The 25,297-nt window shown below is 68.4% G+C and carries 25 protein-coding genes; 8 read left to right on the top strand and 17 right to left on the bottom strand.

What is annotated here, in order from left to right:
• Positions 1-517: 517 nt before the first annotated feature.
• A complete protein-coding gene (locus ACIBP6_RS31070) occupies positions 518-1,423 on the bottom strand; it encodes an SMP-30/gluconolactonase/LRE family protein (RefSeq protein WP_397057405.1) in 906 nt (301 codons plus the stop codon).
• A 56-nt stretch (positions 1,424-1,479) separates the two neighbouring features.
• On the opposite strand from ACIBP6_RS31070, the gene ACIBP6_RS31065 reads away from it, so the two are divergent.
• Together ACIBP6_RS31065 and soxR are read left to right on the top strand one after the other, a co-directional pair.
• Entirely contained in the window at positions 1,480-1,911 is a 432-nt protein-coding gene (locus ACIBP6_RS31065; RefSeq protein WP_397057404.1) for an Lrp/AsnC family transcriptional regulator, read from the top strand.
• 9 nt (positions 1,912-1,920) lie between these two features.
• The gene (soxR, locus tag ACIBP6_RS31060) at positions 1,921-2,424 is read left to right on the top strand and encodes a redox-sensitive transcriptional activator SoxR (protein WP_132608481.1); all 504 of its coding nucleotides are present in this window, start codon (positions 1,921-1,923) and stop codon (positions 2,422-2,424) included.
• On the opposite strand, the gene ACIBP6_RS31055 is transcribed toward soxR, so the two are convergent.
• The 4 genes from ACIBP6_RS31055 to dnaB all read right to left on the bottom strand — a co-directional run bounded on the left by ACIBP6_RS31055 (position 2,399) and on the right by dnaB (position 8,361).
• Positions 2,399-2,845, bottom strand: a complete 447-nt coding sequence (locus ACIBP6_RS31055) for a universal stress protein (RefSeq protein WP_397057403.1) — start codon at positions 2,843-2,845, stop codon at positions 2,399-2,401. The genes soxR and ACIBP6_RS31055 overlap by 26 nt on opposite strands.
• A gap of 116 nt (positions 2,846-2,961) precedes the next feature.
• Positions 2,962-3,324 (bottom strand): DUF6300 family protein, encoded by a 363-nt coding sequence (locus ACIBP6_RS31050; protein ID WP_397057402.1) that lies wholly within the window; start codon positions 3,322-3,324, stop codon positions 2,962-2,964.
• Positions 3,321-6,875, bottom strand: coding sequence for a DNA polymerase III subunit alpha (gene dnaE / locus ACIBP6_RS31045; protein ID WP_397057401.1), 3,555 nt, complete (start codon positions 6,873-6,875; stop codon positions 3,321-3,323). The genes ACIBP6_RS31050 and dnaE overlap by 4 nt, the downstream gene beginning before the upstream one ends.
• 133 nt (positions 6,876-7,008) lie before the next feature.
• Positions 7,009-8,361, bottom strand: a complete 1,353-nt coding sequence (gene dnaB, locus ACIBP6_RS31040; RefSeq protein ID WP_397057938.1) for a replicative DNA helicase — start codon at positions 8,359-8,361, stop codon at positions 7,009-7,011.
• A gap of 302 nt (positions 8,362-8,663) precedes the next feature.
• Here dnaB and ACIBP6_RS31035 point away from each other — a divergent pair, with 302 nt between their 5' ends.
• Together ACIBP6_RS31035 and ACIBP6_RS31030 are read left to right on the top strand one after the other, a co-directional pair.
• Positions 8,664-9,965: an MATE family efflux transporter gene (locus tag ACIBP6_RS31035; protein ID WP_397057400.1), complete on the top strand. Its 1,302-nt coding sequence runs from the start codon at positions 8,664-8,666 to the stop codon at positions 9,963-9,965.
• Between the two features lie 407 nt (positions 9,966-10,372).
• On the top strand, positions 10,373-11,851 hold the full coding sequence (locus tag ACIBP6_RS31030) for an APC family permease (RefSeq protein WP_397057399.1): 1,479 nt from the start codon (positions 10,373-10,375) through the stop codon (positions 11,849-11,851).
• On the opposite strand, the gene ACIBP6_RS31025 is transcribed toward ACIBP6_RS31030, so the two are convergent.
• The 7 genes from ACIBP6_RS31025 to rpsF all read right to left on the bottom strand — a co-directional run bounded on the left by ACIBP6_RS31025 (position 11,848) and on the right by rpsF (position 16,345).
• Positions 11,848-12,591: an amino acid ABC transporter ATP-binding protein gene (locus ACIBP6_RS31025; RefSeq protein ID WP_397057398.1), complete on the bottom strand. Its 744-nt coding sequence runs from the start codon at positions 12,589-12,591 to the stop codon at positions 11,848-11,850. The two genes, ACIBP6_RS31030 and ACIBP6_RS31025, sit on opposite strands and share 4 nt — an antisense overlap.
• A complete protein-coding gene (locus ACIBP6_RS31020; RefSeq protein WP_397057397.1) occupies positions 12,588-13,427 on the bottom strand; it encodes an amino acid ABC transporter permease in 840 nt (279 codons plus the stop codon). The genes ACIBP6_RS31025 and ACIBP6_RS31020 overlap by 4 nt, the downstream gene beginning before the upstream one ends.
• 7 nt (positions 13,428-13,434) lie before the next feature.
• The gene (locus ACIBP6_RS31015; protein ID WP_132621158.1) at positions 13,435-14,301 is read right to left on the bottom strand and encodes an ABC transporter substrate-binding protein; all 867 of its coding nucleotides are present in this window, start codon (positions 14,299-14,301) and stop codon (positions 13,435-13,437) included.
• 356 nt (positions 14,302-14,657) lie between these two features.
• Complete coding sequence (gene rplI, locus ACIBP6_RS31010) at positions 14,658-15,104, bottom strand: 50S ribosomal protein L9 (protein WP_397057396.1); 447 nt, start codon at positions 15,102-15,104, stop codon at positions 14,658-14,660.
• Between the two features lie 14 nt (positions 15,105-15,118).
• Positions 15,119-15,355, bottom strand: coding sequence for a 30S ribosomal protein S18 (gene rpsR, locus ACIBP6_RS31005; protein ID WP_020543048.1), 237 nt, complete (start codon positions 15,353-15,355; stop codon positions 15,119-15,121).
• Between the two features lie 63 nt (positions 15,356-15,418).
• Positions 15,419-15,976 carry a single-stranded DNA-binding protein gene (locus ACIBP6_RS31000; RefSeq protein WP_397057395.1) on the bottom strand — a complete coding sequence of 186 codons (558 nt, stop codon included), beginning with the start codon at positions 15,974-15,976 and terminating at the stop codon, positions 15,419-15,421.
• Between the two features lie 78 nt (positions 15,977-16,054).
• Positions 16,055-16,345: a 30S ribosomal protein S6 gene (gene rpsF / locus ACIBP6_RS30995; protein ID WP_106242878.1), complete on the bottom strand. Its 291-nt coding sequence runs from the start codon at positions 16,343-16,345 to the stop codon at positions 16,055-16,057.
• 197 nt (positions 16,346-16,542) lie between these two features.
• Here rpsF and ACIBP6_RS30990 point away from each other — a divergent pair, with 197 nt between their 5' ends.
• Positions 16,543-16,857: a hypothetical protein gene (locus ACIBP6_RS30990; protein WP_132621164.1), complete on the top strand. Its 315-nt coding sequence runs from the start codon at positions 16,543-16,545 to the stop codon at positions 16,855-16,857.
• Between the two features lie 58 nt (positions 16,858-16,915).
• Here the strand turns inward: ACIBP6_RS30990 and ACIBP6_RS30985 are convergent, their stop codons facing one another.
• Positions 16,916-17,092 (bottom strand): hypothetical protein, encoded by a 177-nt coding sequence (locus tag ACIBP6_RS30985; protein ID WP_165970117.1) that lies wholly within the window; start codon positions 17,090-17,092, stop codon positions 16,916-16,918.
• A gap of 74 nt (positions 17,093-17,166) precedes the next feature.
• Between ACIBP6_RS30985 and ACIBP6_RS30980 the strand changes: the two genes are divergently transcribed.
• Positions 17,167-17,910, top strand: coding sequence for a deoxyribonuclease IV (locus ACIBP6_RS30980; RefSeq protein ID WP_397057394.1), 744 nt, complete (start codon positions 17,167-17,169; stop codon positions 17,908-17,910).
• A 63-nt stretch (positions 17,911-17,973) separates the two neighbouring features.
• Here the strand turns inward: ACIBP6_RS30980 and ACIBP6_RS30975 are convergent, their stop codons facing one another.
• The 4 genes from ACIBP6_RS30975 to ACIBP6_RS30960 form a co-directional block, all read right to left on the bottom strand.
• A complete protein-coding gene (locus ACIBP6_RS30975) occupies positions 17,974-19,038 on the bottom strand; it encodes a mannosyltransferase family protein (protein WP_397057393.1) in 1,065 nt (354 codons plus the stop codon).
• Positions 19,035-20,351: a glycosyltransferase family 87 protein gene (locus tag ACIBP6_RS30970; RefSeq protein WP_397057392.1), complete on the bottom strand. Its 1,317-nt coding sequence runs from the start codon at positions 20,349-20,351 to the stop codon at positions 19,035-19,037. Before ACIBP6_RS30970 ends, ACIBP6_RS30975 begins: the two co-directional genes overlap by 4 nt.
• A 2-nt stretch (positions 20,352-20,353) precedes the next feature.
• A complete protein-coding gene (locus tag ACIBP6_RS30965) occupies positions 20,354-22,921 on the bottom strand; it encodes a transglycosylase domain-containing protein (RefSeq protein WP_397057391.1) in 2,568 nt (855 codons plus the stop codon).
• Between the two features lie 145 nt (positions 22,922-23,066).
• Positions 23,067-23,453: a DUF5318 family protein gene (locus ACIBP6_RS30960; protein ID WP_397057390.1), complete on the bottom strand. Its 387-nt coding sequence runs from the start codon at positions 23,451-23,453 to the stop codon at positions 23,067-23,069.
• 134 nt (positions 23,454-23,587) lie between these two features.
• Here ACIBP6_RS30960 and ACIBP6_RS30955 point away from each other — a divergent pair, with 134 nt between their 5' ends.
• Complete coding sequence (locus ACIBP6_RS30955; RefSeq protein ID WP_132621174.1) at positions 23,588-24,178, top strand: PadR family transcriptional regulator; 591 nt, start codon at positions 23,588-23,590, stop codon at positions 24,176-24,178.
• Positions 24,179-24,191: 13 nt separating this feature from the next.
• Entirely contained in the window at positions 24,192-25,271 is a 1,080-nt protein-coding gene (locus ACIBP6_RS30950) for an inositol-3-phosphate synthase (RefSeq protein ID WP_132621176.1), read from the top strand.
• Positions 25,272-25,297: the final 26 nt, after the last annotated feature.

Below are 25,297 nucleotides of genomic sequence, written 5' to 3'. Positions count from 1 at the left end.
GGCTGCCTTGGCGTGCATGATCACATTAGGGTCAGTGACCCTGGAACCGCTCACGACCCGCCGAAGATGTTCGCAGGTCAGGCACGGGATGTGCCCGACCTGGCGCGGGCCACGTCTCGGCGCCTGCGGTCGAGGCCGGCAGCCTCGTCGTGCCGTTGGCCGCCTCGGCTGCCATCTGCGGTGAGGTTCATTCCGAACCCGCTTCGTACCGGCGAGACGCTCACACCGCGCATTCCATGGTGTTGGTCAGCGCCTCCTGCACCACACGATGGGCGGGCGACTCCACTCCTTGGCGGCCGCGGGCCGAGCGGTTGCGCCACGTCGGCGATCTCACCCCCACCCCCGCTGCGTGCACCCGCTCGATCAGCGAGTCCAGCCGGTCGAGCGCCGGCTGCGGCTCCAGCCCGGATCATCATCACGCCGGAGTGGCGGCGGTCGCCGTCACCGCCAGGGTGGCCAGGACGAGCGCATACCACCAGGTCGGCCATGAGCGCCCGTCCGGACAGGTGCGCCTTTCTCAGCGACGTGCCCAGATCGGGCGGGCGCCGGTGACGTTCGTCATCAGGGAGTAGAGCCCGGTGCACGCCGTGATGAACATCCGGTTGCGCTTGAGGCCGCCGAAAACCAGGTTGGACGTGGGTTCAGGGAAGCGGAGCCGGCCGATCATGGTGCCGTCGGGGTCGAAGCAGAGCACGGATTTGCCGGCCGAGGCCCAGACGCGGCCGGTGTTGTCGAGGCGCAGGCCGTCGAAGCCGTCCTCGGCCTCGGCGAAGACCTTGCCTCCCGACAGGGTGCCGTCGTCGGCCACGTCGAACACCCGCACGTGCTTGCCGGGGGTGTCGGCGATGTAGAGGCGCCGCTCGTCCAGCGAGAAGGCCAGGCCGTTGGGCCGGTCGAAGTCGCCGGCCACCATGCGCACCTCGCCCGTCACCGGGTCGGCCCGGTAGACGTGGCAGCCGTCGATCTCCTGGTCGGCGGCGTGCCCCTCGTAGTCGCTGAGGATGCCGTACGGCGGGTCGGTGAACCAGATCGAGCCGTCGGAGCGGACCACCACGTCGTTGGGGCTGTTGAACCGCCTGCCCTGCCAGCGGTCGGCGATCACGGTGATCGAGCCGTCGTGCTCGGTGCGGGTGACGCGGCGGCCGCCGTGCTCGCAGGAGACGAGGCGGCCCTCGCGGTCGAGCGTGTTGCCGTTGGTGTAACCGGCCGGGCTGCGGAACGGGCCCACCGCGCCGGTCATCTCGTCCCAGCGCAGCAGCCGGTCGCTGGGGATGTCGCTCCAGACCAGGAACCGGCCGGCGGGGAAGTAGACCGGCCCCTCCGCCCAGCGGGCGCCTCTGTGCAGCACCTCCATCCGGTCGTCTCCGCCGACTCCGGCGAACCGCTCGTCCAGCACCTCGAACTCGGTGGCGATCGTTTCCATACGCCAAACCATACGCCGTTCGGTGTCTTGGCAAAACTGCCAGATACTATTCGGCTGTGGACAATATCGACAGGATGCTGATCGGCCTGCTGCAAGAGGACGCGACCCGGTCGTACGCGGCGCTGGGCGAGGCCGTGGGGCTGTCCGGCGGGGCGGCGCACGAGCGGGTACGGAAACTGCGCGAACGCGGGGTGATCCGGCGCACCACGGTCGAGGTGGACCAGGCGGCGCTCGGGCGTACGGTGACGGCGTACGTGCTGGTCGACGGCGGCGCGTGGATGGGCGGCAGCAGGGCCGCGCTGGCGGCGATCCCGGAGGTCGAGGAGGCCCACGTCATCGCGGGGCCGGCGTCACTGCTGCTGAAGGTCCGCACGTCGGGCACCGGCGAGCTGCAGGACCTCCTGCGCCGGGTCTTCGAGGTGGACGGCGTGACCGGGACGCAGACCATCGTCGTCCTGGAGACGCTCGTCGAGCGAACTCTTAAGTAATGTTCAGGTATGTCGAAGGTCGCGTGGAACACCAAGGAACTCACGGTCGGCCAGCTCGCCGAGCGCAGCGGCGTGGCCGTCTCCGCCCTGCACTTCTATGAGTCCAAGGGTCTGATCAGCAGCCGGCGCACGGCCGGCAACCAGCGCCGCTACAGCCGTGACAGCCTGCGCAGGGTCGCCTTCATCAGGCTCGCCCAGCGCATCGGCATCCCGCTGAAGGTCATCAAGGACGCCCTGGCCGAGCTGCCCGACGGGCGCACCCCCACCCGCGCCGACTGGGCCCGGCTGTCGGCGGCCTGGCGTGGCGAGCTCGACGACCGCATCGAGCAGCTCCAGCGGCTGCGCGACGACCTCACCGACTGCATCGGCTGCGGCTGCCTGTCGCTCGACCTGTGCCCGGTCGCCAACCCGCACGACCGGCTGGGCGAGGAGGGGCCGGGTGCGCGGCGCATCGACACCCGGCTGTGCCCGCCTCAGGACTGCCGCGTCACGCCTTCGCCGGCGGCACGATGAGCATCGGCCGGTGCGCGTGGTGCAGCACGTGGTTGGAGACACTGCCCAGCAGCACCGACCTGACGCCGGCCAGGCCGCGCGAACCGGTCACGATCACCGAGGCGTCGATCTCGTCGGCCACGTCCACGATCGTCTTCCAGATCGACTCGTTGTCGGCCACCGCACGATAGGTGACGTCCCTGAGCCCCGAGGCGAGCGCCAGGTCGGCGCCCTCCTTGGCGTGCCGCTCGGCCTCGGCGTGCGCCTCGTCCTCGGTGGCGGGGTCGATCGAGCCCGCCGCCAGCGGATACTTCTTGAGTTGCACGAGCAGCGGCTCCCACACCGTGATGACGACCGCGGGCTCGGCCGCGAGGTGTTTGGCCGCGAACTCGATGGCGGCCCGCGAGTCGGCCGAGCCGTCGTAGGCGACGAGGATGGTCATGGCGTTGTTTCCCTTTCGCTTCAGTCCCTCGCTAGAGCACCGAAACGATCAGCCCTCATCCCGTGTTGGCTGTCTGTTCTGTCACATGCAGGGTCCACTCGCCGGGGAGCCCCTTCTCATGTACGGCGGGCTACCGTACGTCCGCGCCGCCACTGCTCGATCTCGGTCTCGAGCCGCTGCCGGTCGAGCGGCGGAACAGAAACCTGTTCGGCCCACCCCGCCAGCAGGCGGAGGAACTCTTCGCTGTAGTCGGGCTCGACGGTGCCCCGCACGTGGAACCACGCGATGAGCGGGGCCGCGTGCGGGGCGTTCGTGTCGCACGCGGCGCACAACACGACCTCGTTCCTGCCTTCCACCGCGGCGCCGCCGGCGTTCGTCCAGCCGTACGGCACCCGCGCCAGCAGCAGCCCCTCCTGACGGCAGCGGGGGCACGTCGGCGGCTCCTGGCGGGAGACGATGTCGATCCGCCGCTGGGTCAAAGGGAGATCGCCTCCGGCCCGAACAACTGCTTGATGTCGGCGGCGAACGACGGTTCGGGATTGACCCGGAATCCCGGCAGCGACAACACGACCGTCTTCCCTGCCGCGCGGCGCAGGTTCACCAGCACCGGCACCGGTCCTTCGTGCTGCTTCAGCACATTGCGCAGCTCTTCCACCAGCTGCTGATTGATGCGTTCCTCACGCAGCTGCAGGGTCACCGGATGCCCGGAGTCGCTGCTGACTCCCGACACGTCGATCGGTGTCAGCTCGGTCGCGAAGATCGAGATGGCTCCGTCGCGGTTGTTGATCTGCCCGGCGACCGACACCACGGCGTCCTCGCGCAGCTCCAGCGAGTACAGCTCGTACGACCTCGGGAAGAACAGGCACTCCACGGCGCCGTCCATGTCCTCCACCGTGGCGATGGCCCACAGGTTGCCGGCCTTGTTGACGCGCTTGTCCACCTTCGTGATCAGGCCGCACACGCGGACGTCGCCGCGGTCCTCCCGGCCGCTGTCGAGCAGGTCGACGATGGTGGTGTCCCGGTTACGGGCGAGCAGCCGTTCGGTGCCGGCCAGCGGGTGGTCGGACACGTACAGGCCGAGCATCTCCCGCTCGAAGTCGAGCTTCGTCTTCTTGTCCCACTCCATGTCCGGGATCTGGACGGAGAACGCTTCGCCGGCTCCGTCGTCGTCGATGCCCCCGAACAGCGAGTCCTGGCCGTGGGCTTCGTTCTTCTTGATGTCGATGACCGAATCGACCGCCTGCTCGTGGATCATCAGCAGGGCCTTGCGCTGATGGTCGAGCGAGTCGAACGCCCCGGCCTTGATCAGCGACTCGATCACGCGTTTGTTGCAGACGACGAGCGGCACCTTGTCGAGGTAGTCGTTGAAGTCGCGGTAGGCGCCCTTCTCAGTGCGGGCCTTGACGATGCCGTCGACGACGTTCTCGCCGACGTTGCGGACCGCGCCCATGCCGAACCTGACCTTGTCGTCGCCGACCGCGACGAAGTCGAGCTGGCTGTCGTTGACGTCGGGCGGCAGCACCTGGATGCCCATCTTGCGGCACTCGGCCAGATAGACGGCCGCCTTGTCCTTGTCGTCGCCCACGCTGGTGAGCAGGGCGGCCATGTACTCGGCGGGGTAGTTGGCCTTGAGGTAGGCGGTCCAGTAGGCGACGAGACCGTACCCGGCGGTGTGCGACTTGTTGAACGCGTATCCGGAGAACGGCAGCATGACGTCCCACAGCGCCTGGATGGACTCGTCGCTGTAGCCGTTGCCGCGCATGCCCGCTTGGAAGTTGGCGAACTCCTTGGCCAGGATCTCGGGCTTCTTCTTGCCCATGGCGCGGCGCAGCAGGTCGGCGCCGCCGAGCGAGTAGCCGGCCAGTTCCCGGGCGACGGCCATGATCTGCTCTTGGTAGACGAGCAGGTGGAAGGTGGGGCCGAGGATCGGCTCCAGCGCCTCCTTCAGCTCGGGGTGGATGGGTTCGATGTCCTGGCGGCCGTTCTTGCGGTGCGCGTAGTTGGTGTGCGCGTTGGCCGCCATCGGGCCCGGCCGGTAGAGGGCGAGCACGGCGGCGATGTCCTCGAACCGGGTCGGCTCCATGAGTTTCAGCAGCTGGCGCATGGGGCCGCCGTCGAGCTGGAACACGCCGAGGGTGTCGCCGCGGGCGAGCAGCTCGTACGTCTTGTTGTCATCGAGCGGCAGCTCCAGGGTGTCGAGGGTGACGCCCCGGTTCTGCTTGATGATCTTGATGGCGTGGTCGATGATGCCGAGGTTTCGCAGGCCCAGGAAGTCCATCTTCACCAGGCCCATCGCTTCGCACGACGGATAGTCGAACCCGGTGATGATCACCTTGTCCTTGTCCCGCATGTGCATCGGGATGAGGTCGAGCAGCGGGTCCGACGACAGGATGACCGCGGCCGCGTGCACGCCGGTGCCGCGGATGAGCCCTTCGATGCCGCGGCCGGTGTCGATCACCTTGCGCACGTCGACGTCGGACTCGTACAGGGCGCGGATCTCGGTGCCCTCGTTGTAGCGGGGGTGGTCCTCGTTGAACAGCTCCGCCAGGGGCACGCCTTTGCCCATGACGTCCGGCGGCATCGCCTTGGTGATCTTGTCGCCTACCGCGAACGGATAACCGAGGATCCGGCTGGCATCCTTGACGGCGGCCTTGGCCTTGATCGTGCCGAACGTGTTGACCTGGGCGGTCATGGCGCTGCCGTACTTCTGGGTGACGTAGGCCACCATGCGGTCGCGCTGGCGGTCGTCGAAGTCGAGGTCGACGTCCGGCGGGTTGATGCGCTCGGGGTTGAGGAACCGCTCGAACAGCAGACCGTGCTCCAGCGGGTCAAGCTCGGTGATGCGGGTGGCGTAGGCGACGATGGAGCCGGTGGCGGATCCTCGGCCGGGACCGACCGCGATGCCGTTCTCCCGGGCGTGCCGGCAGATGTCGGCGACCACGAGGAAGTAGGAGGAGAACCCCATCGGGCCGATGACCTTCATCTCGGTCTCGTACCGCTCCGTCACCTCGGCGGGGACCGGGTCGCCGTACCGCATGACCAGGCCGCGTTCGACCTCCTTGCGCAGCCATGACTCCTGCGTCTCGCCCTCGGGAACGTCGGGGTAGTCCGGCATCCGGTTCACTTCGGCGAACACCTCGCTGTAGTCGCCGATCATGTCGGCGACGAGCAGGGTGTTGTCGCACGCCTCCGGCATGTCGGGGAACAGCGCCCGCATCTCCTGCGCGGTCTTGAGGTAGTAGCCGGACCCGTTGAACTTGAACCGATTCGGGTCGTCCTTGTTCTTGCCGACGCCGACGCACAGGAGGCTGTCGTGCGCGTCGGCCTGGTCCTCGGTCACGTAGTGGGAGTCGTTGGTGACCAGAAGCGGGATGTTGAGCTGCTTGGCCAGCTTGAGCAGGTCGGCGCGCACTTCCCGCTCGATGTCGATGCCGTGGTCCATCAGCTCCAGGAAGTAGTTCTCCTTGCCGAAGATCTCCTGGTATTCGCCGGCGGCCTTGACGGCCTCGTCGTACTGGCCGAGCCGCAACCGGGTCTGCACGACACCGGAAGGGCAGCCGGTGGTGGCGATGATCCCGTCCGCGTACTGGGAGATCAGCTCCTGGTCCATGCGGGGCTTTCCGTAGTAGCCCTCGAAGCTGGCCAGTGAGGACAGACGGAACAGGTTCCTCAGCCCGGTCGCGTCCTTCGCCCACATCGTCATGTGGGTGTACCGGCCGCCGCCGGAGACGTCCTTGCCGCCTTCGACGTCGGCCACGCCGGTCTCCGCGCGTGAACCCCAGAAGACAGGCTTCTTGAAGAACCGGGAGCCGGGCGCCACGTACGCCTCGATCCCGATGATCGGCTTGACGGAGCTGTTCTTGGCGACCGACTGGAAGTCGTACGCCCCGAACATGTTGCCGTGATCGGACATCGCGATCGCCGGCATACCGAGCCGCTCAGCCTCCGCGACCAGCGGTTTCATCTTGGCCGCCCCGTCGAGCATGCTGTACTCGGTATGAACATGCAGGTGTACGAACGAGTCGCTCACATGCCCTCCAGACTCCTGTGGCCGCCGAACTTCCGCCTGAGCCTATTCCTCTCCTGCGGCTGTTGGGGGCGCCGCGACCCAGGAGCCGAGTGTTGCCGGCTCGCCGGCCCCGCGTACTCGACCCGGCAGCGCGTCAGTGCTGGGCCATGTCGACGAAGCGGCTGTAGTGGCCCTGGAACGCGACCGTCACCGTGGCGGTGGGGCCGTTACGGTGCTTGGCCACGATCAGGTCGGCCTCGCCGGCCCGGGGCGACTCGCGCTCGTAGGCGTCTTCGCGGTGGAGCAGGATGACCATGTCGGCGTCCTGCTCGATGCTGCCCGATTCGCGGAGGTCGCTGACTTGTGGGCGCTTGTCGGTGCGTTGCTCGGGACCGCGGTTGAGCTGGGAGATCGCGATGACGGGCACCTCGAGCTCCTTCGCCAGCAGCTTGATGGCACGCGAGATCTCCGAGACCTCGTTCTGGCGGCTCTCGGTCTTCTTCGGCGAGCTCATCAGCTGGAGATAGTCGATCACCACGAACCTCAGGTCGTTGCGCTGCTTGAGCCGCCGGCACTTGGCCCTGATCTCCATCATCGACATGTTGGGCGAGTCGTCGATGAACAGCGGCGCCTCCGCCACCTCGCTCATCCGCCGGGCCAGCCGTGTCCAGTCGTCGTCGCTCATCGTGCCCGAGCGCATGGCATGGAGCGCGACACGCGCCTCGGCGGACAGCAGACGCATGGTGATCTCGTTGCGGGACATCTCCAGCGAGAAGATGACGGTGGCCATCCCATGCTTGATCGCCGCAGAACGGGCGAAATCCAGACCTAGCGTACTTTTACCGATGGCGGGCCGGGCTGCCACGACGATCATCTGGCCGGGGTGGAGGCCGTTGGTGAGGGAGTCGAGGTCTTGGAAGCCGGTCGGCACGCCGACCATCTGGCCGCCGCGGCTGCCGATGGCCTCGAGCTCGTCGAGGGCTCCCGGCATGATGTCGGCCAGCGGCGCGTAGTCCTCGGACGTGCGCCGCTCGGTGACCTTGTAGATCTCGGCCTGGGCGCGGTCGACCAGGTCGTCGACCTCTTCGTTCTGGCCGCCGTAGCCGTAGGAGACGATGCGGGTGCCGGCCTCGATGAGGCGGCGCAGGACGGCCTGCTCACGGACGATCTTGGCGTAGTAGCCGGCGTTGGCGGCGGTGGGGACGACGGCCGTCAGGGTGTGGAGATAGGCGGCGCCGCCCACCCGGGCCATCTCGCCGCGCTTCTGCAGCTCGTCGAAGACGGTGACGGCGTCGGCGGGCTCGCCCCGGCCGTAGAGGTCGGTGACGACGTCGTAGACCATCTGGTGGGCCGGACGGTAGAAGTCGTCGGCCCGGATGATCTCGATGACGTCGGCGATGGCGTCCTTGGACAGCAGCATGCCGCCCAGCACCGACTGCTCCGCCTCGATGTTGTGGGGCGGCGTGCGCTCGAATCCTGGGCCTGCACCGGCTTCTTCTTCGTCAATGGTCACGGCGCCCCCTAGAACACACTTGCAGGCGGTCGCACCACCCCCACTTGTAGCCGACCGGTGTGACAGTTTCGCGGAGTCTCGGGCCGACGGCAACGTGGCCTGTGGACAACTCTGTGGTCAAGCTGTGGACGAACTGTGGACGACGGCCCCCAGGGTGTGAAATGCCTGTGGACGGAGGCTGGGGATAAGTCTCACAGAGATCCACTGAATGCGCTCTGACCTGGTCAGACAGTGTCCACCGGCTGTGGAGGAAAGAAAGTTGCCGCGACACGCCGCGTAATGGGCATAATGGACCGATGCCTATTACCGCCCGAGACCGGGAGATCCTCCGCCTGGCCGTGCCCGCGTTCGGAGCGCTCGTCGCCGAGCCGCTCTTCCTGCTGGCCGACTACGCCATCGTGGGACACGGCCTCGGCACCACGGCGGTCGGCGCGCTGGGCGTCGCAGGGGCGGTTCTGGCAACACTGGTGAACCTGTGCGTGTTCCTCGCGTACGGCACCACGGCCTCCGTGGCACGGCAGAGCGGGGCCGGCAACCACGACCGGGCCATGCGCAGCGGTGTGGACGGCATCTGGCTCGCGCTCGGCATCGGCGTCGCGCTCATCGCCGTGTTCTGGCCGCTGGCTCCGCCCGTGGTGGAGCTGTTCGGCGCGAACCCGGGACAGAGCGAGCAGGCGGTGACGTACCTGCGGATCAGCCTGCTCGGCACGCCCGGGATGCTGGTCGTGCTGGCCGGGACCGGAGTGCTGCGCGGGCTGCAGGACACGGTGACGCCGCTGGTGGTGGCCGTGGGGTCGTTCGCGCTGAACGCGGTGCTGAACGCGTGGTTCGTGCTCGGGCTGGACTGGGGGATCGCCGGGTCCGCGTGGGGAACCGTGCTGGCACAGACCCTCGGCGCGGCCGTCTACCTCGTCGTGGTGGCACGCGGCGCGCGGCGGCTCGGCACGCCGCTCACGCCCGACCTGAGCGGGATCCGGCAGGCGGGCACGGCCGGGTTCGCGCTGCTCATCCGTACGGCGTGCCTGCGGGTCGTGCTGGTGGTGGCCACCGTGATCGCCACCCGGATGGGCGAGGCCGAGCTGGCCGCGTACGCCATCGCGACCCAGGTGTGGACACTGCTCGCCTTCGCCCTGGACGCCATCGCCATCGCCGGGCAGGCCATCACCGGGCGTTCACTCGGGGCAGGGGACGTCGCCGCCACCCGGGCCGCGACCAAGCGGATGGTGCAGTGGGGCGTCTGGTCGGGGGCGGTGCTCGGGCTGCTGGTGATCGCCGCGCGGCCGGCGCTGCCGGTGTTGTTCGACGCCGATCCGCACGTCGCCGGGCTGCTGCTGGCCGTGCTGTGGCCGGTGGCGTTGTTCCAGCCGGTGTGCGGAGTGGTGTTCGTGCTGGACGGCGTGCTGATCGGTGCTGGTGATCAGCGGTACCTGGCGTGGGCGGGGGTGTGGACGACGGTGGCGTACCTGCCGGCGGCGCTGGCGGCGTCGGGGTTCGGGGTGGTGGCCCTTTGGTGCGCGCTCGGCGTGTGGATGCTGGCACGCCTCATCACGCTGGTACGCCGGGCCGCCGGAACGGCGTGGCTGGTGACCGGGGCATAGAACGCGCAGACCCGCTGGACCACTATGGGTCGATGAACCCTGACTGCGGCGGGCCGCCGTACGGAGGGTGGGCCACTGTAGGCGCGGCTTTGCCGCGACCTGCAGTGGTCCGCTGAACGCGCACCACTGTAGGCGCGGCGCCTTGCCGCGACCTGCGGCGGTCCGCTGAAACGCGCACCATGTAGGCGCGGCGTTGCCGCGACCTGCAGTGGCCCGCTGAACGCGCACCACTGTAGGCGTGGCGCCTTGCCGCGACCTGCGGAGGCCCGCTGAAACGCGCACCATGTAGGCGCGGCTTTGCCGCTGCCTGCATTGGGCCGCTGAACGCGACCCAATGTAATCGTCTTGTGCTTGCTGTTGTAACAGTGGTGGGAGATTGTGAACGAGTTCCCTGAGCGGGGTGTTCCGTGTCCACAATTCTGCGACGACTGCCGCCTACCGAGGCGACCGGGCTGCGTACCGGCGCCCGGCACAGCCTGGCCGAGGTCTACCGTCCGGCCGACCTGATCATACTCGGGCTCGGCGTGATGATCGGCGCGGGCATCTTCAGTATCGCCGGTCAGCAGGCGGCCACCACCGCCGGGCCGGGCGTCATCCTCTCCTTCATGATCGCCGGCATCGCGTGCCTGCTGGCGTGCCTGTGCTACGCCGAGCTGTCGTCCACCATGCCGACCTCCGGCAGCGCCTACACCTTCACGTACGTCATCTTCGGCGAGGTCTGGGCGTGGATCATCGGCTGGGCGCTGATCCTGGAGCTGCAGTTCGCCGCCGCCGTCGTGGCCAGGGCCTGGGGCGCCATCGCGGTCGGCGCGATCGAGAACTTCGGCGTCGAAGTGGCACAGAAGGAGCTCGTCCAGGACGCGCTCGTCTTCGTGATCCTGGTGCTGCTCACCGGCGTCGTGGCGCTCGGCGCGCGGGTCGGGCTGCGGGCACTGTGGATCATGGTGTCGGCCAAGCTGCTGGCCATCGGCGCGGTCATCGTGGTCGGCCTGCCGCACATCGACGTGGCGAACTTCGGCGAGTTCTACGTGCCGCCGAAGGCGATGGACACCGCGCCGGCGACCGTGCTGGAGATCTTCGTCGGGCAGGGCCAGGCGTTCGGCTGGTTCGGCATCTTCGCGGCGGCCTCGGCCATCGCGTTCGCGTACATCGGGTTCGACATCGTGGCCACCTCCGCCGAGGAGACCGCGAACGCGCCGAGGGCCGTGCCGAAGGGCATGATCCGCAGCCTGATCATCGCCACGGTCATCTACATCGCGGTGGCGCTGGTCATGATCGGCATGGTCTCGTACACCCGGATCTCCGTGGAGGCGCCGCTGGCCAGCGCGTTCCGTGCCGTCGGCGTCGGGTGGATGGTGCACGTCATCGACGCGGGCGCGGTGCTGGGGCTGTCCACGGTGATCCTGGTGCTGATCGTCGGGCAGACCCGGGTGCTGTTCTCGATGGCGCGCGACGGGCTCATCCCGCGCGGGCTGGCGTCGGTGAGCCGCCGCTACCACACGCCCACGCGGGTGACGCTGGTGATCGGGCTGGTGGCGATCGGGCTGGCGGAGTTCGTGCCGGTGCTCACCATGCAGGAGCTGGTGGTGATCGGGACACTGTTCGCGTTCGCCTTCGTGGCCGCCGGGGTGATCGTGATGCGGCGGCGCATGCCGCACCTGGAGCGGGGCTTCCGGGTGCCGTTCTCGCCGCTGCTGCCCGCGTCGTCGCTGGTCGCCACGCTCTGGCTCATGGTCAACCTGCGTGTGCTGACGTGGGCGTGGTTCATCCTGTGGATGGCCTTCGGCCTGGGCGTCTACCTCGTGTACGGCCGCCGCAACAGCATCCTCGCCCGCCCGCGCGCCCCCGAGCGGCAGCCCGCCGCCGGCGGCCGGCACCGGCGCTAGAACCGCCCCGACTCCAGCACGCTGCGCAGGAACTCGCGGGTCCTGGCATGCTCGGGCTCGGAGAAGATCTGCTCGGGCGGTCCCTTCTCGAGCAGCACGCCGCCGTCGAGGAAGCACACCGTGTCGGAGATGTCGCGGCAGAACCCCATCTCGTGGGTGGTGAGGATCATCGTCATGCCCGAGTCCTTGAGCTCCCTGATGATCCCCAGCACCTCCAGCACCAGCTCGGGGTCGAGCGCCGAGGTGACCTCGTCGAGCAGCATGAGCCGGGGCTGCGTGGCCAGCGCCCTGATGATGGCCACCCGCTGCTGCTGCCCGCCGGAGAGCTGGTCGGGGTACGCCTTCGCCTTCTGCGCCAGCCCGAACCTGGCCAGCAGCCCGTGCGCCTCCTCCTCGGCCCGCGCCTTAGGCACCCCGTGCACCTGGCGCGGCGCCAGCGTGATGTTGTCGAGCACGGTCATGTGCGGGAACAGGTTGAACGCCTGGAACACGATGCCGAGCCGCCTGCGCACCCCGTCGACGTCCACCCGGGGATCGGTGATCTCCTCGCCGTCGAGGTAGATGGCCCCGTCGTCCACCGTCTCCAGCAGGTTGACGCAGCGCAGCAGCGTGGACTTCCCCGAGCCGGAGGCCCCGATCAGGCTCACCACCTCGTGCGGCTCGACCTCCAGGTCGATGCCGCGCAGCACGCTGTGGCCGTGGAAGTTCTTCCACACGCCTTCCATGGTCAGCACGCTCATGCGCCACGCCTCCTGCGCGTACGGGCGGCCAGATGGTCGGTGAAGCGGGCCATGGGGATGGTGAGCAGGATGAACAGCAGCGCCGCGACGAGGTAGGGCGTGTAGTTGAACGTGCTGGCCGCGTGGATCTGCGCCTGCCGCAGCGCCTCCAGCGGCCCGATGGTGGCCACCAGCGCGGTGTCCTTCTGCAGCGAGACGAAGTCGTTCAGCAGCGGCGGCACCACCCTGCGGGTGGCCTGCGGCAGCACCACGAACCGCATCGTCTTGACGTGGCTCAGGCCGAGCGAGCGCGCCGCCGCGACCTGGCTCGGGTGGATCGACTCGATGCCGGAACGGAACACCTCCGCCACGTACGCGCCGTAGGAGAGCGTCAGGGCGATGATGCCCAGCGTCGCCAGGTCGGACGGGATGCCCTGCAGCCGCAGCGCCGGCAGCCCGAACCCGATCAGGTAGATCACCAGGATCGTCGGCACGCCGCGGAAGACGTCGGTGTAGAGCGTGGCGAGGGCCCGGATCGGGAAGAACGCCGGAGTCGTGATGCCCCTGGCCAGCGCCACCAGCAGGCCGACGACGAGGATCAGCGGCTCGGCGATCAGGAAGATCTTGATGTTGAGCAGGAACCCGCTCAGCACGTCGGGCAGCGCCTCGACGAGCTGCTCACCGTCGAAGAACGTCTCCTTCACCCGCGGCCAGCCCGGCGACTGCGTGACCACCCACACGACCAGGACGATGAAGACCACCGTCGAGATCGTCGCGATCGAGGCCGAGCGCCGGGCGTGCGCCCCGCGCACGCGCTCGCGCTCGGCCTGCCGCTCCGACTTGACCCATTCGCTCATGTGCGGGTCACTGCAGCTCGGGCGCGCCCGCGGCCGAGCCGAGCCATTCCTGCTCGATCTTGGCCAGCTCGCCCTTCGACTTCAGCGCGTCCACGGCCTTGTCGACGCAGGTCTTGAGCGGGCTGCCCTTCTCCATGACGAGCCCGAACTCCTCCGGCGTGCCACCCGTCGAGCTGAACTGGCCGACGATCTTGGAGTTTTCGACCTGCGCGGCGGTGACGTAGAACGCCGTCGGCAGGTCGACGACCAGCGCGTCCACCTGCTCGTTCTTCAGCGCGTTGACCGCGTCGATCTGCTCGTTGTAGACGTTGGGCTCGTCGGCGGGCTGGATGACGTTCTTGACGGCGTCGAGCGAGGTCGTGCCGACCTGGACGCCGATCTTGGCGTCCTTCAGCGCGGCCAGCGTCGTCGCCCCGGCGAACTCGCTGCCCTCGACCGCGACGATGGCCTGCTTGACCGTGTAATAGCCCTTGCTGAAGTCGACCGCCTTCGCGCGGTCAGGGGTGATCGACACCTGGTTGATGTCGAAGTCGAACTGCTTGTCCCCCGGCGCGAACGCGGCGTCGAACTTCACGGTGTTCCACTGCACCTCGGTGCGGTCGAAGCCGAGCTCACCCGCCACGGCGAACGCGACCGCGCTCTCGAACCCCTGGCCGTTGCTCGGGTCGTCCTCCTTGAACCACGGCTCGAAGGCGGGCTTGTCGGTGCCGATGGTCAGCTTGCCCGCGTTGACCAGCTGGAGCTGGTCCTTCGTGCACGCGGTGGACGACGTGGGGGCCGCCGCGGCGGTGGTGGCCGGGTCGTCGACCGGTGCGCAGCCCACGACCGCCACGGCGAGGGCTCCGGTCGCGAGCAGCATCGAGGGACGGGCCATGGCCTTGCCTCCAGGGGGAAACGCGCGAAAGAACGAACGGCATTCTACGCCGCCGCCCTTCCCGCTCTTTACCTGCGGTGCAGAAGTGAACCACTCTGCCCCGCACAATGAGCGTCTCGGGCCGTGATCCCTTTTTGAAGCAGAGCAGAAGAAGGCACACCCGCGAGGGGTCGGCGGGAACCGCGGAGCCGGTCCACGTGGGCTCGCGTGGCGGCGGTCAGCCGGTGAAGGGTCAGAGGGCGTTTCCCTGGAAGGTCATCGGCCGGAGTACGGGGGGTGGCCGGCCGGGCACGGCGTAAAGGGTGGAAAGACGAAAAGGCTCCTCCCGGACAGGGAGGAGCCTTGATCGACTCAGGTCAGCCGGCCACGACCTCGACGTCCACGTTGGCGGACACCTCGGGGTGGAGCTTGACGGTGACCCGGTGGGAGCCGACGCTCTTGATCGGGTTGACGATCTCGATGCGGCGGCGGTCGAGCTGCGGACCGCCGGCGGCCTTGACGGCCTCGGCGATGTCGCCCGTGGTGATCGAGCCGAACAGCCGGCCGGACTCACCCGCGCGGGTGGTCAGGCGGACGCGCAGCGCGCCGAGCTGGCCGGCGACCTCCTTGGCGGTGCCGAGGTCGCGGATCTCGCGGGCGTCGCGTGCCTTACGGATGGTCTCGATCTGCTTCTCGGCGCCCCGCGTCCAGCGCATGGCGTAGCCGCGCGGGATGAGGTAGTTGCGGCCGTAGCCGTCCTTGACCTCGACGATGTCGCCGGGGGTGCCGAGGCCGGAGACCTCGTTGGTGAGGATGAGCTTCATGTCGCAAGGCCTCCTTAGCGCGCGGTGCTCGTGTAGGGCAGCAGGGCCACCTCACGGGCGTTCTTGATCGCGGTCGCCACGTCGCGCTGGTGCTGGGTGCAGTTGCCCGTCACCCGGCGAGCACGGATCTTGCCGCGGTCGGAGATGAACTTCCGCAGCAGGGCCGTGTCCTTGTAGTCGACGTAGGAGATCTTGTCGTGGCAGAACAGGCAAACCTTCTTCTTGGGCTTGCGCAGTGCCGGCTTTGCCATCGTGGTGCTCCTTTCAGAGCCCCGCCGTCAGAGCGGGAATGGACTCGGGCTTGTGGACTGGATTTAGAAAGGCGGTTCGTCGCTGAAGTCGCCACCGCCGCCGCCGCCGGCGAAGCCGCCTGCCTGCTGCTGGCCGCCGCCGCCGAAGCCGCCACCGCCACCCTGGAAGCCGCCGCCCTGGGGCGAGGCCGGGGTCGCGGACGCCCACGGGTCGTCGGCCGGGCCGCCGAAGCCGCCACCGCCGCCACCCTGACGGGAGGTGCGGTTGACCTTGGCGGTCGCGTTACGCAGGGACGGGCCGACCTCGTCGACCTCGACCTCGTAGACCGTGCGCTTCTCGCCTTCCTTGGTCTCGTAAGACCGCTGCTTGAGCCGCCCCTGCACGATGACCCTCATGCCGCGCTGGAGGCTCTCGGCGGCGTTCTCCGCCGCCTGCCGCCAGACGTTGCAGGTCAGGAAGAGACTCTCGCCGTCTTTCCACTCGTTGGTCTGGCGATCCATGAACCGCGGAGTGGACGCGATGCGGAACCGAGCCACCGCTTGCCCCGTCGGGGTGAAGCGCAGCTCCGGGTCGTCGACCAGGTTGCCGACGATGGTGATTACGGTGTCGCCTGCTGCCATGGCTTGCGCTCGCCTTCCTGCACGCCTTCGCTTGGGTTACGGCTCAGAGTACGGGGCTCCTCCGACAAAAGCCGGAGGTTAGTGCACGTCCGGACGGAGGACCTTGGTGCGCAGAATGCCCTCGTTGAGGTTCATCTGCCGGTCGAGCTCCTTGACCGTCGCCGGCTGAGCCGACAGGTCGATGACGGCGTAGATGCCCTCGGACTTCTTGTCGATGTCGTAGGCGAGACGGCGACGGCCCCAGACGTCGACCTTCTCCACGGTGCCGCCGTCGTTGCGGACCACGGTGAGGAACTGGTCGAGGGACGGCGCGACGGTGCGCTCATCGAGCGAAGGGTCCAGAATGACCATTACTTCGTAACGACGCATGCGGGACTCCAACCTCCTCTGGACTCTTGCGGTCACGACACTCTGCCGTGACAGGAGGACGCTGACGTCTGAGCCCGGGTGGCCCCTTTCGGCACCCCGGGGTGACGGATCAATCAACCGTCACAACGCAGCGGTGCCCAGGTTACCAGCCGCCAGTACCTGGGCATGCCCAGAAGAAGACCAAGGAGGTGGTGGCAGTGCCACATGTTCTCCAGCCCTCCGAAAGGGGGCGGTTCAGGCTCACGCTCAATGCCGACGGGCGTGCGCACCCGGTCGAGAACGGCTTCGCCGTGGCGACCATCGTCTGCGGCGTCGTGGCCTTCGTGGCGGCGTTCTGGCCCGCGGCTCACGTGATCTCGTCGTGGTTCGGCACGCTCGGCTTCGGGATGGGGCTCTACTCGCAGTACATCTCGGCGACGACACCGCAGCGCGCGCTCAACGTGGTCGGGCTGGTGGGGTCGTTCGTGGGAGCCGCGCTCGGCATCGTCCACGGCGGCTTCCTCCCCCACTGAAGGGCGCCGCCCGACGCGGCGAACGGCCCCGTCCGCCGGGGCCGTTGCGGTGTGCGGCTCACCCGATGTGCAGGTCGATGCCGAGCAGGACCAGGAACCACAGGAACACGGCGAGCAGCGCCTCGGCGAGGTCCCGCAGCAGGCCCGGAGTGATGTAGTCGTACACCCAGGCCACGTAGATCCCGATCACCACGTAGACCAATAAGATCAGCGCGCGTAAGCGCCAGCGTGACATGTCGTTTCTCCTCGCATAGGGGGCGGTTGGCGACTGCCCTGAGCAGTGCCTGCGAAACGGATAAGCTCGATGACATGCTGCGCATCGGAGCTCATGTCGACCAGGACGACCCCGCCGCCCACGCCGCGGCGGTCGGCGCCGAGGTGGCGCAGTTCTTCCTCGGCGACCCGCAGGGTTACGACAAGCCCGTGCTGCCCGCCAAGCCGGTCGAGGGCGTCGACATCTACATCCACGCCCCCTACCTGATCAACGTGGCGACCACCAACAACCGCATCAGGATCCCCAGCCGCAAGCTGCTGGAGCAGCACCTGAAGGCGGCGGCGGGGCTGGGCGCGAAGGGCCTGGTCGTGCACGGCGGCCACGTCAACAAGAACGACGACCCGCAGGTCGGGTTCGACAACTGGCGCAAGGTGTTCGAGCGCATGGAGTGCCCCGTCCCCGTGCTGATCGAGAACACCGCGGGCGGCGGCAACGCGATGGCCCGCAAACTCGAGCGCATCGCCCGGCTCTGGGACGCGCTCGACGGCTTCGACGTCGGCTTCTGCCTCGACACCTGCCATGCCCACGCCGGCGGCGAGGAGCTGGTCGACCTGGTCGACCGGGTCAAGGCCATCACCGGCCGCATCGACCTCGTCCACTGCAACGACTCGCGCGACGCGTTCGACTCCGGCGCCGACCGTCACGCCAACCTGGGCAAGGGGAACATCGACTCCGAGCTGATCCTCGCGGTCTGCCGGGCGGCCGGTGCGCCGATCGTGGTGGAGACGCCGGCCGAGGGCCAGGCCGACGACATCGCCTTCCTGAGGAAGAACCTCTAGCGTTTACACACAGGCTGTGGATAACTTCCTTGGATTACCGAGAAACACAATCGGGTATAGACATCAGCCTGCCCAGGCGCCACTCAGGAACCGTCCGGCGTTCAGCAGCATGAGCGGTCCGCAGACCGCCGAGTAGAGCACGAACACCCACGCCCTGCGCGTGGCGAGGCGGGCGAAGACCACCCACAGCGGAAACCACAGCAGCAGCGAGCGCGGGATCGACAGGTAGTACGCCGAGGTCATCAGCGCCGCCGCCTGCGTTCCGCAGTAGACGGCCTCGCTCCACCGGCGCAGCACGAGCAGCCAGACCAGCGCGGCGGCGACCACCACCGCTCCGGCGAGCTCCATCCGGAACGCCACGGCGAAGTCGTCGGAGCCCATGGCCGAGTGCCACGTCGTCCGCCACGCCTCCCACGGCCAGGCGAAGTCGCGCCCCCACCCGGCCTCCTGAGCGTGCTTCCACGCCAGCCAGTCGCCGGTCCTGCGGTACTGGTAGATCGAGTACGCCACCAGCGGCACGAACGGCACCACGAGCCAGCCCGCCCGCCGCGGCGACTCCGCCCGCGCGGCGAACTCCACGACCAGCGCCGCCGCCAGGAACAACCCGGTGATCCGCACGCACGACGCCCCCGCCGCCAGCAGCACCGCGACCGGCCAGCGTCCCTGGCGGGCGGCCAGCCACGCCGGGATCGCGAAGGCCAGGAAGAGCGACTCGCTGTAGCCCGCGGCCAGGAACACCGCCATCGGGAAGAGCAGCAGCGCCGCCACCGCCATCCAGCCGGAGGCGCCCTCGACCTCGGCCAGCCGGGCCAGCGCCACCATGGCGACCGCCCCGGACACGAGCGAGACGATCAGCCCGGCCGCCGCCCAGTCCGGTACGACGAGGTGCACGATCCGCAACGCCATCGGCAGCCCGGGGAAGAACGCGGGAAGCCCGTCGTCCACAGGCTTGCCGGGTTCGCCGTCGTAGCCGTACTGGGCGATGGTGATGAACAGGGTGGCGTCCCACTTGCGCCACCTGTCGAGATAGTCGGCCAGCGTCACGCCGAGCAACGTCACGACGAGCAGCCCCGCGCGCGAGCCGAACCAGAGCAGCAGCGCGTCGAGCCGGGTCGAGCGAGTGATCATCTCAGGGCGGACGTCAGCGTGAACCGGTCGGGGGCGTCGTCGAACACGCCCCCTGTCTGGTCGTCGACGCCTGTCCGTCGTACGACGTCCTTGTCCGGGCGCAGGATGTCGCGCACCACGAACGCCATCATGATCCCGATCGTGATGACCCGCCCCCACACGGCGGTGAAGTACGTGTCGTCGCTGATGCCGAGGTCGTCACGGCTGAGCGGCGGCTGGGCCAGCAGGTAGAGCCAGATGGCGACGAAGTACCAGACCTCCGCGAGCTGCCACAACGCCAGCGGCTTCCAGTTGGGCCGGGCCAGCACCGCGAACGGCACCAGCCAGAGCACGAACTGCGGCGACCACACCTTGTTCGTCACCATGAACGCGGCCAGGGCCAGGAAGCAGATCTGCGCCAGCCGCGGCCGGCGCGGCGCGGTCAGCGTGAGCACGGCGATGCCCAGGCAGAGCACGGCCAGCGACACCATGCCGAGCGTGCTCACGTCGGCCTCGCCGACGACCGGCCAGCCCTTGGTCTGGAAGAACAACCACGGCGAGCCCCAGTCGACCCCGCGTTCCTGGGAGAAGACGTAGAAGCGGCGCCAGCCGTCCCAGGCGAAGATCATGAAGGGCAGGTTGACCACGAGCCACGTGGCCAGCGCCGAGCCGATCGTCACCAGGAACGGCCGCCAGCGCGCGGTGCGCAACGTGAGCAGGAACAGCGCGCCCACGAACATCAGCGGGTAGAACTTGGTGGCGATCGCGAGGCCCAGCAGCACCCCGGCCGGCACCAGCCGGCGCTGCTTCCAGGCCAGCAGCATGCCCATGGACAGCGCGCCCGCGACCAGGTCCCAGTTGATGTACGCGGCGAGCACGACGGCGGGCGAGACGGCGTACCAGAGCGGGTCCCACCGGCGCGAAGGCCCGGCCACGGCGGCCATGAGCAGCACACCGGCCACCAGGCAGACGCCGAGCAGGATGACCGTCAGGTCGTAGAAGCGCACGGCCTGCGCGACCGCGTCGGGCTCCAGCCACCGGGCGATCCAGCTGATCACCTGCATGACCTCGCCGAGCACGACGGGGTATTCGACCTGCTTGTCGAACGGCACATCGGCGAAGTACGGGTTCTGGGTGGCCAGCGCCCGGTCGAAGTAGAGCGGGTAGATGTCGGTGTAACAGAAGTTCGTGTACGTCGCGACCTGGTCGTTCCAGCCGCCCGTGCGGCACGGCAGCCGCACGACGTACGCGAGGGTCGCCCCCAGGGCCGCGATCAGCCCCAGGGGCAGGTACGGCACGGCACGCGCCCCCCAGGGGGCGCGTGCCTCGGTCACCGTCACTGGTCCTCGGGCCTGGTGGACATCGGTTCCTGCCCGCTCGGCCGCGCCCTGGGCGCTGAGCCGCCGCCCGCCAGCCCGACCTCGTCAGGGCTGTCGGAGAACTCCTCGACCTGGCCGTCGTCGACGGTCGAGTCGTCCTCGGTCGTCACGTCGTCGTCACAGTTGACGAAGCACTCTTCGTCGGTGCCGTCGCCGAACGGATTGTCCTCGCCGAACGGGTCGCCCTCGCCGAAGGGGTCGTCCTCGGGGGACTTCGTCGGCTTGGGCGTCGGGCTCGGCACGATGTTCTCCGGCAGGCCCACCTCGGCCGGCTCGGGGAACTGCTCGACCGGCAGGCCCTCGTGGGCGAGCTGCATGAACTTCTGCCAGACGATCGTGGGTGGACCGGCGCCCTCGAACCCGAGCGAGGTCTCCTTCGGGGAGGTGTACGGGTTGTCCCAGCCGTACTTCTTGCTGCCCTTGCGGAAGACCGGGCAGTTGGAGTGCTCGGGCGGGACGATCTTGCCTGACTTGGTCACGCACTGCTCGCGGTAGAAGCCGACGGCGGTGGAGATCTGCGGCGTGTAGCCGACGAACCAGGCTTCCTTCTCGTCGTTGTTGGTGCCGGTCTTGCCGGCGGCCGGCCGGCTCCCGAGGCCCTTGCCCGCCGCGGTGCCGGTGGTGAGCACCTCCGCCATGGCGGTCGTGGCGTCGGCGGCCACGCCCGCGTCGATGACCTGCTTGGCGTTGGCCACCTCGGGGTAGGCCACCTGGCCGTTCTGCCGGACCTCGCGCACGACGTGGTAGCGCGTGTACTTGCCGCCGTTGGCGAACATCGCGTAACCGGCGGCCTGCTCGACCGGCGTCACCAGCGCGCTGCCGATGGCGAACTGGTAGTGGTGCTCGGCGATGTCGTCTTCCATGCGCTTCTGGTTGAAGCCGGCCGCCTCGACGAGGTTCTTGACGTCGTCGAGTTGGTTCGGCAGCGCGTACGCCATCGAGACGAACGCGGTGTTGACCGACTGCGCGGTGGCCTTGACCACGTCGACGGCGGCGCCGACGTTGTGGCTGTTGGTGATGCCGCCCTCCTGCTGGCCGGGCAGCTCCTTCGGCACGGTCTCGTTGCCCGGCACGAAGCTCTTGAGCGAGTAGCCGGCCTGCAGCCAGGCCGCCAGCACGTACGGCTTGAACGCCGACGCGGCCTGCTTCTGCGACTGGAAGGGCTCGTTCCACGGGTCGCTGAGGTAGTCGTCGCCGCCGTAGAAGGCGAGCACGCGCCCGTTCTTCGGGTCGACGGCGGCCAGGCCCGCGTGGAACTCGTTGGACATGCCCTTCGTGGTGCTGGTCACCGCGGTCTTCGCGGCCTGCATCAGCTTCTTGTCGAAGGTGGAGATGATGTCGTAGCCGCCGCTCTTGACCTCGTCCTCGTCCAGGCCGCGCTGCTCCAGCTCGTTCAGCACCTCCTTGACCATGTAGCCCCGGAGGCCGCCCAGCTCGTTGGCGTCGCCGCTCTTCACCGTCTTGGGGAACTTGGCCGTCTGGGGCAGGTCACCGTAGCGGTCGGGCCACTGCTCGGCCATGTTGTTGATGACGATCTTGAAGCGCGCCTGCAGGGCGGGCTCGTCGGCGTCCCAGGCGGGCTGCTGGATGCGCGCGGCGAGGTAGGCGCCCTGCTCGGGAGTGAGCTTCGCGGCGGTGACCTTCTTGCCGAAGTACGCCTTGGCGGCGGCCTCGACGCCGTACGCGCGGCCGAAGTTGATGGTGTTGAGGTAGGTCTCCATGATCTGGTCCTTGGTCATGCTCTCGTCGAGCTTGACCGCGACGAAGATCTCCTTGACCTTTCGCTGGATGGAGACTTCCTGGCTGAGGCCGTCGTAGTAGCCACGGGCCATCTGCTGGGTGATGGTCGAGGCGCCCTGGACCTGCTGCCCGGTGGCGGTCATCCACACCGAGCGGAACATGGCGGGGATCGAGATGCCGGAGTCTTCGTAGAACGACTGGTTCTCGATGGCCACCGCGCCGTCACGCACGCTCTGCGCCATCTTGGAGATCGGCACGATCTCGCGCTTGAAGCCCAGATGCGCGATGACGGTCTTGCCGTCGCGGTAGTAGATGGTGCTCTGCTGCGCCAGCGCCTCGGCCTGCTTGGAGTCCGGCACCGGGGTGTTGGCGTACGCGACCATGACCATGCCGAAGAGGCCGGCGGTGAGGATGACGACGCCCGCCACGACGATCTTCCAGCTGGGCACGAACCTGCGCCAGCCACCGCGACCTCCGCCCTTCTTGACCGGAGGGCCGGGGGGCTGGGGCGGCCCGCCTTCGCCACGCCGGCGCGAGCGGCGCGGGCCGTCGCTGACGATGGTCTCCTGGTCGCTCATGCCGCGCGTCTCCTGGCGGGCGCGCGTGCGCGGCCCCTCCTGGGTGACGTCGCGGCGGGGCGCGGGCTGTGCCGGCCGGCGCGGCGGCTCGTCGTACGGCTGCGCGGCCATGGCGCCGGTCTGCTCGTAGGCGGCCTCCGGCCTGCGCTGCGGCGGGGCCTCGCCCCAGCCGGATTCGCCGGTTTGAGGCGGAGAACTTGGGGGCACAGAACGGGATGAGCTGGAACGACGGCGTCTCCCCGGGCGGGGTTGGTGCGCCGCCCCCTCATTCATGCTGTTACTCACACGTCCTCGCAACGTCGTCGGAACAAAAACGGCGGTTGGGCGTGAGGCTCCTCGCCGCCCTCGGGTATCACGCTTGGCCGACGAGGTCAGGCGGTCCGTTCCCGAGGACGTACGACACCGTCAGGTGGTTCCAGGAACAACCTTGGCAGACCTCGACAACGTACACCCGGAACTCATCGTAATCATGAGCCATGACAGCGGGCTCTGACGTGACCTTTGCCTGACCGGCATGCCGCCCCAGGGAATCGCCATGAACATAGGTCACGTTGGTGACGTTCTCCTTCTCGCACACCGGGCAGAGGCGTTCGGTCGGCTCGCCGAAGTGGCGGGCCGCGCGAAGGAGGTACGGCCGTGCGTCAAAGACTTCGCCGCGTAACGTGCGGCCGGCACGCAGAGAGTGGACCACCGCCCTTTTGGCGAGGCCGTAATCCACCACCCTTCGCTGTGACCACATGTGCGCCAGACTACGGCGTTTCTCCGGTTCATCCCAACGACTTGCCCGATTTGCCGATTGCGGCCATATAGCGGGCGGACGTATCCTCGGGATGTATCGGCTCGATACATCGACGCGAGAGGGGGGCGGTTCCGATGGCCGGCGGACAGGGCAGGGTCTTGGAGCTGGCCGTGCTCGGGTCGCTGCACGAAACCCCGCTGCACGGCTACGAGCTGCGCAAACGGCTCAACGCCCTGCTGGGGATGTTCCGTGCGTTCTCCTACGGATCGCTGTACCCCTGTCTGCGATCACTTCTGGCCCGAGGCCTCATCGCGGAGGAGCAGCCCGCTCCGACCGCGATCGTCGGCGGCAGGTCGAAGATCGTCTACAAGCTGACCGCCGAAGGCAAGGAACGACTGCAGGAGCTGCTGACCCAGGCCGGTCCTGCCGCGTGGGAGGACGAGAGCTTCGGTGTGCACTTCGCCTTCTTCCGGCACACCGAGGCCGAAGTGCGCCTGCGCATCCTCGAAGGCCGCCGCAGCCGGCTGGAGGAGCGGCTCGACGCGGTGCGCACCGCGCTCGCACGCACCGCGGAGCGGCTCGACAGCTACACGCTGGAGCTGCAACGTCACGGGCTCGAGTCGGTGGAGCGCGAGGTGCGCTGGCTGAACGAGCTGATCGCAACGGAACGTCGGGCCTCTTCAGAGGAGAGGCCCGAAAGAGATACCACGTCAACTGATGAGTAAGGGAGCGAGTGCGATGGGTTCGGTTCGCGTGGCCATTGTCGGTGTCGGCAACTGCGCGTCCTCGCTGGTCCAGGGCGTTCACTATTACAAGGACGCCGACCCGGACATACGGGTCCCGGGCCTGATGCACGTGAAGTTCGGCGACTACCACGTCGGCGACGTCGAGTTCGTCGCGGCCTTCGACGTGGACGCCAAGAAGGTCGGCCGCGACCTGTCCGAGGCGATCGTCGCCAGCGAGAACAACACCATCAAGATCACCGATGTGCCGCCCCTCGGGGTGACGGTCCAGCGGGGCCACACCTTCGACGGCCTCGGCGAGTACTACCGGGAGATCATCGAGGAGTCCGACGAGGCTCCCGTCGACGTGGTCAAGGTGCTGCGGGACAACCAGGTGGACGTCCTGGTGTCGTACCTGCCGGTGGGGTCCGAGGAGGCCGACCGCTTCTACGCGCAGTGCGCCATCGACGCGAAGGTCGCGTTCGTCAACGCGCTGCCGGTGTTCATCGCCTCCGACCCCGAGTGGGCGGAGAAGTTCACCGAGGCGGGCGTGCCGATCGTCGGCGACGACATCAAGTCGCAGGTCGGCGCCACGATCACGCACCGCGTGATGGCCAAGTTGTTCGAGGACCGCGGCGTCGAGCTGCTGCGTACGTACCAGCTCAACTTCGGCGGCAACATGGACTTCATGAACATGCTGGAGCGCACCCGCCTCCAGTCGAAGAAGATCTCCAAGACGCAGTCGGTCACCTCGCAGATCCCCCACGAGATGGCCAAGGCCGACGTCCACATCGGCCCGTCCGACCACGTGCCGTGGCTCGACGACCGCAAGTTCGCGTACGTCCGCCTGGAGGGGCGTTCCTTCGGTGACACGCCGCTCAGCCTGGAGTACAAGCTCGAGGTCTGGGACTCCCCCAACTCGGCCGGCATCATCATCGACGCGGTGCGCGCCGCGAAGATCGCGCTCGACCGGGGCATCGGCGGTCCGATCCTGTCGGCGTCCTCCTACTTCATGAAGTCGCCGCCGCAGCAGTACTCCGACGACGATGCCCGCGACTACGTCGAGAAGTTCATCCGTGGCGAGGTCGATCGCTGACCCCGCTCTTGTGAGGCGCCGTGTCC

It is taken from the genome of Nonomuraea terrae (genome assembly GCF_044465245.1).
Taxonomy (GTDB): domain Bacteria; phylum Actinomycetota; class Actinomycetes; order Streptosporangiales; family Streptosporangiaceae; genus Nonomuraea; species Nonomuraea terrae.
Note: the sequence above shows the minus strand (reverse complement) of the source record. Positions and strands in the feature narration are given on the sequence as shown.

Bases quoted from the DNA above. Each gene is read 5' to 3' on its own strand.
- ACIBP6_RS30975 (WP_397057393.1), bottom strand. From the start codon at position 19,038: ATGATCACTCGCTCGACCCGGCTCGACGCGCTGCTGCTCTGGTTCGGC.
- ACIBP6_RS31055 (WP_397057403.1), bottom strand. From the start codon at position 2,845: ATGACCATCCTCGTCGCCTACGACGGCTCGGCCGACTCGCGGGCCGCC.
- ACIBP6_RS31070 (WP_397057405.1), bottom strand. From the start codon at position 1,423: ATGGAAACGATCGCCACCGAGTTCGAGGTGCTGGACGAGCGGTTCGCC.
- ACIBP6_RS31000 (WP_397057395.1), bottom strand. From the start codon at position 15,976: ATGGCAGCAGGCGACACCGTAATCACCATCGTCGGCAACCTGGTCGAC.
- ACIBP6_RS30960 (WP_397057390.1), bottom strand. From the start codon at position 23,453: ATGTGGTCACAGCGAAGGGTGGTGGATTACGGCCTCGCCAAAAGGGCG.
- ACIBP6_RS30955 (WP_132621174.1), top strand. From the start codon at position 23,588: ATGGCCGGCGGACAGGGCAGGGTCTTGGAGCTGGCCGTGCTCGGGTCG.
- ACIBP6_RS31025 (WP_397057398.1), bottom strand. From the start codon at position 12,591: ATGAGCGTGCTGACCATGGAAGGCGTGTGGAAGAACTTCCACGGCCAC.
- rpsF (WP_106242878.1), bottom strand. From the start codon at position 16,345: ATGCGTCGTTACGAAGTAATGGTCATTCTGGACCCTTCGCTCGATGAG.
- ACIBP6_RS30985 (WP_165970117.1), bottom strand. From the start codon at position 17,092: ATGTCACGCTGGCGCTTACGCGCGCTGATCTTATTGGTCTACGTGGTG.
- rplI (WP_397057396.1), bottom strand. From the start codon at position 15,104: ATGAAGCTCATCCTCACCAACGAGGTCTCCGGCCTCGGCACCCCCGGC.
- ACIBP6_RS30980 (WP_397057394.1), top strand. From the start codon at position 17,167: ATGCTGCGCATCGGAGCTCATGTCGACCAGGACGACCCCGCCGCCCAC.
- soxR (WP_132608481.1), top strand. From the start codon at position 1,921: ATGTCGAAGGTCGCGTGGAACACCAAGGAACTCACGGTCGGCCAGCTC.
- rpsR (WP_020543048.1), bottom strand. From the start codon at position 15,355: ATGGCAAAGCCGGCACTGCGCAAGCCCAAGAAGAAGGTTTGCCTGTTC.
- ACIBP6_RS31020 (WP_397057397.1), bottom strand. From the start codon at position 13,427: ATGAGCGAATGGGTCAAGTCGGAGCGGCAGGCCGAGCGCGAGCGCGTG.
- ACIBP6_RS30950 (WP_132621176.1), top strand. From the start codon at position 24,192: ATGGGTTCGGTTCGCGTGGCCATTGTCGGTGTCGGCAACTGCGCGTCC.
- ACIBP6_RS31015 (WP_132621158.1), bottom strand. From the start codon at position 14,301: ATGGCCCGTCCCTCGATGCTGCTCGCGACCGGAGCCCTCGCCGTGGCG.
- ACIBP6_RS31035 (WP_397057400.1), top strand. From the start codon at position 8,664: ATGCCTATTACCGCCCGAGACCGGGAGATCCTCCGCCTGGCCGTGCCC.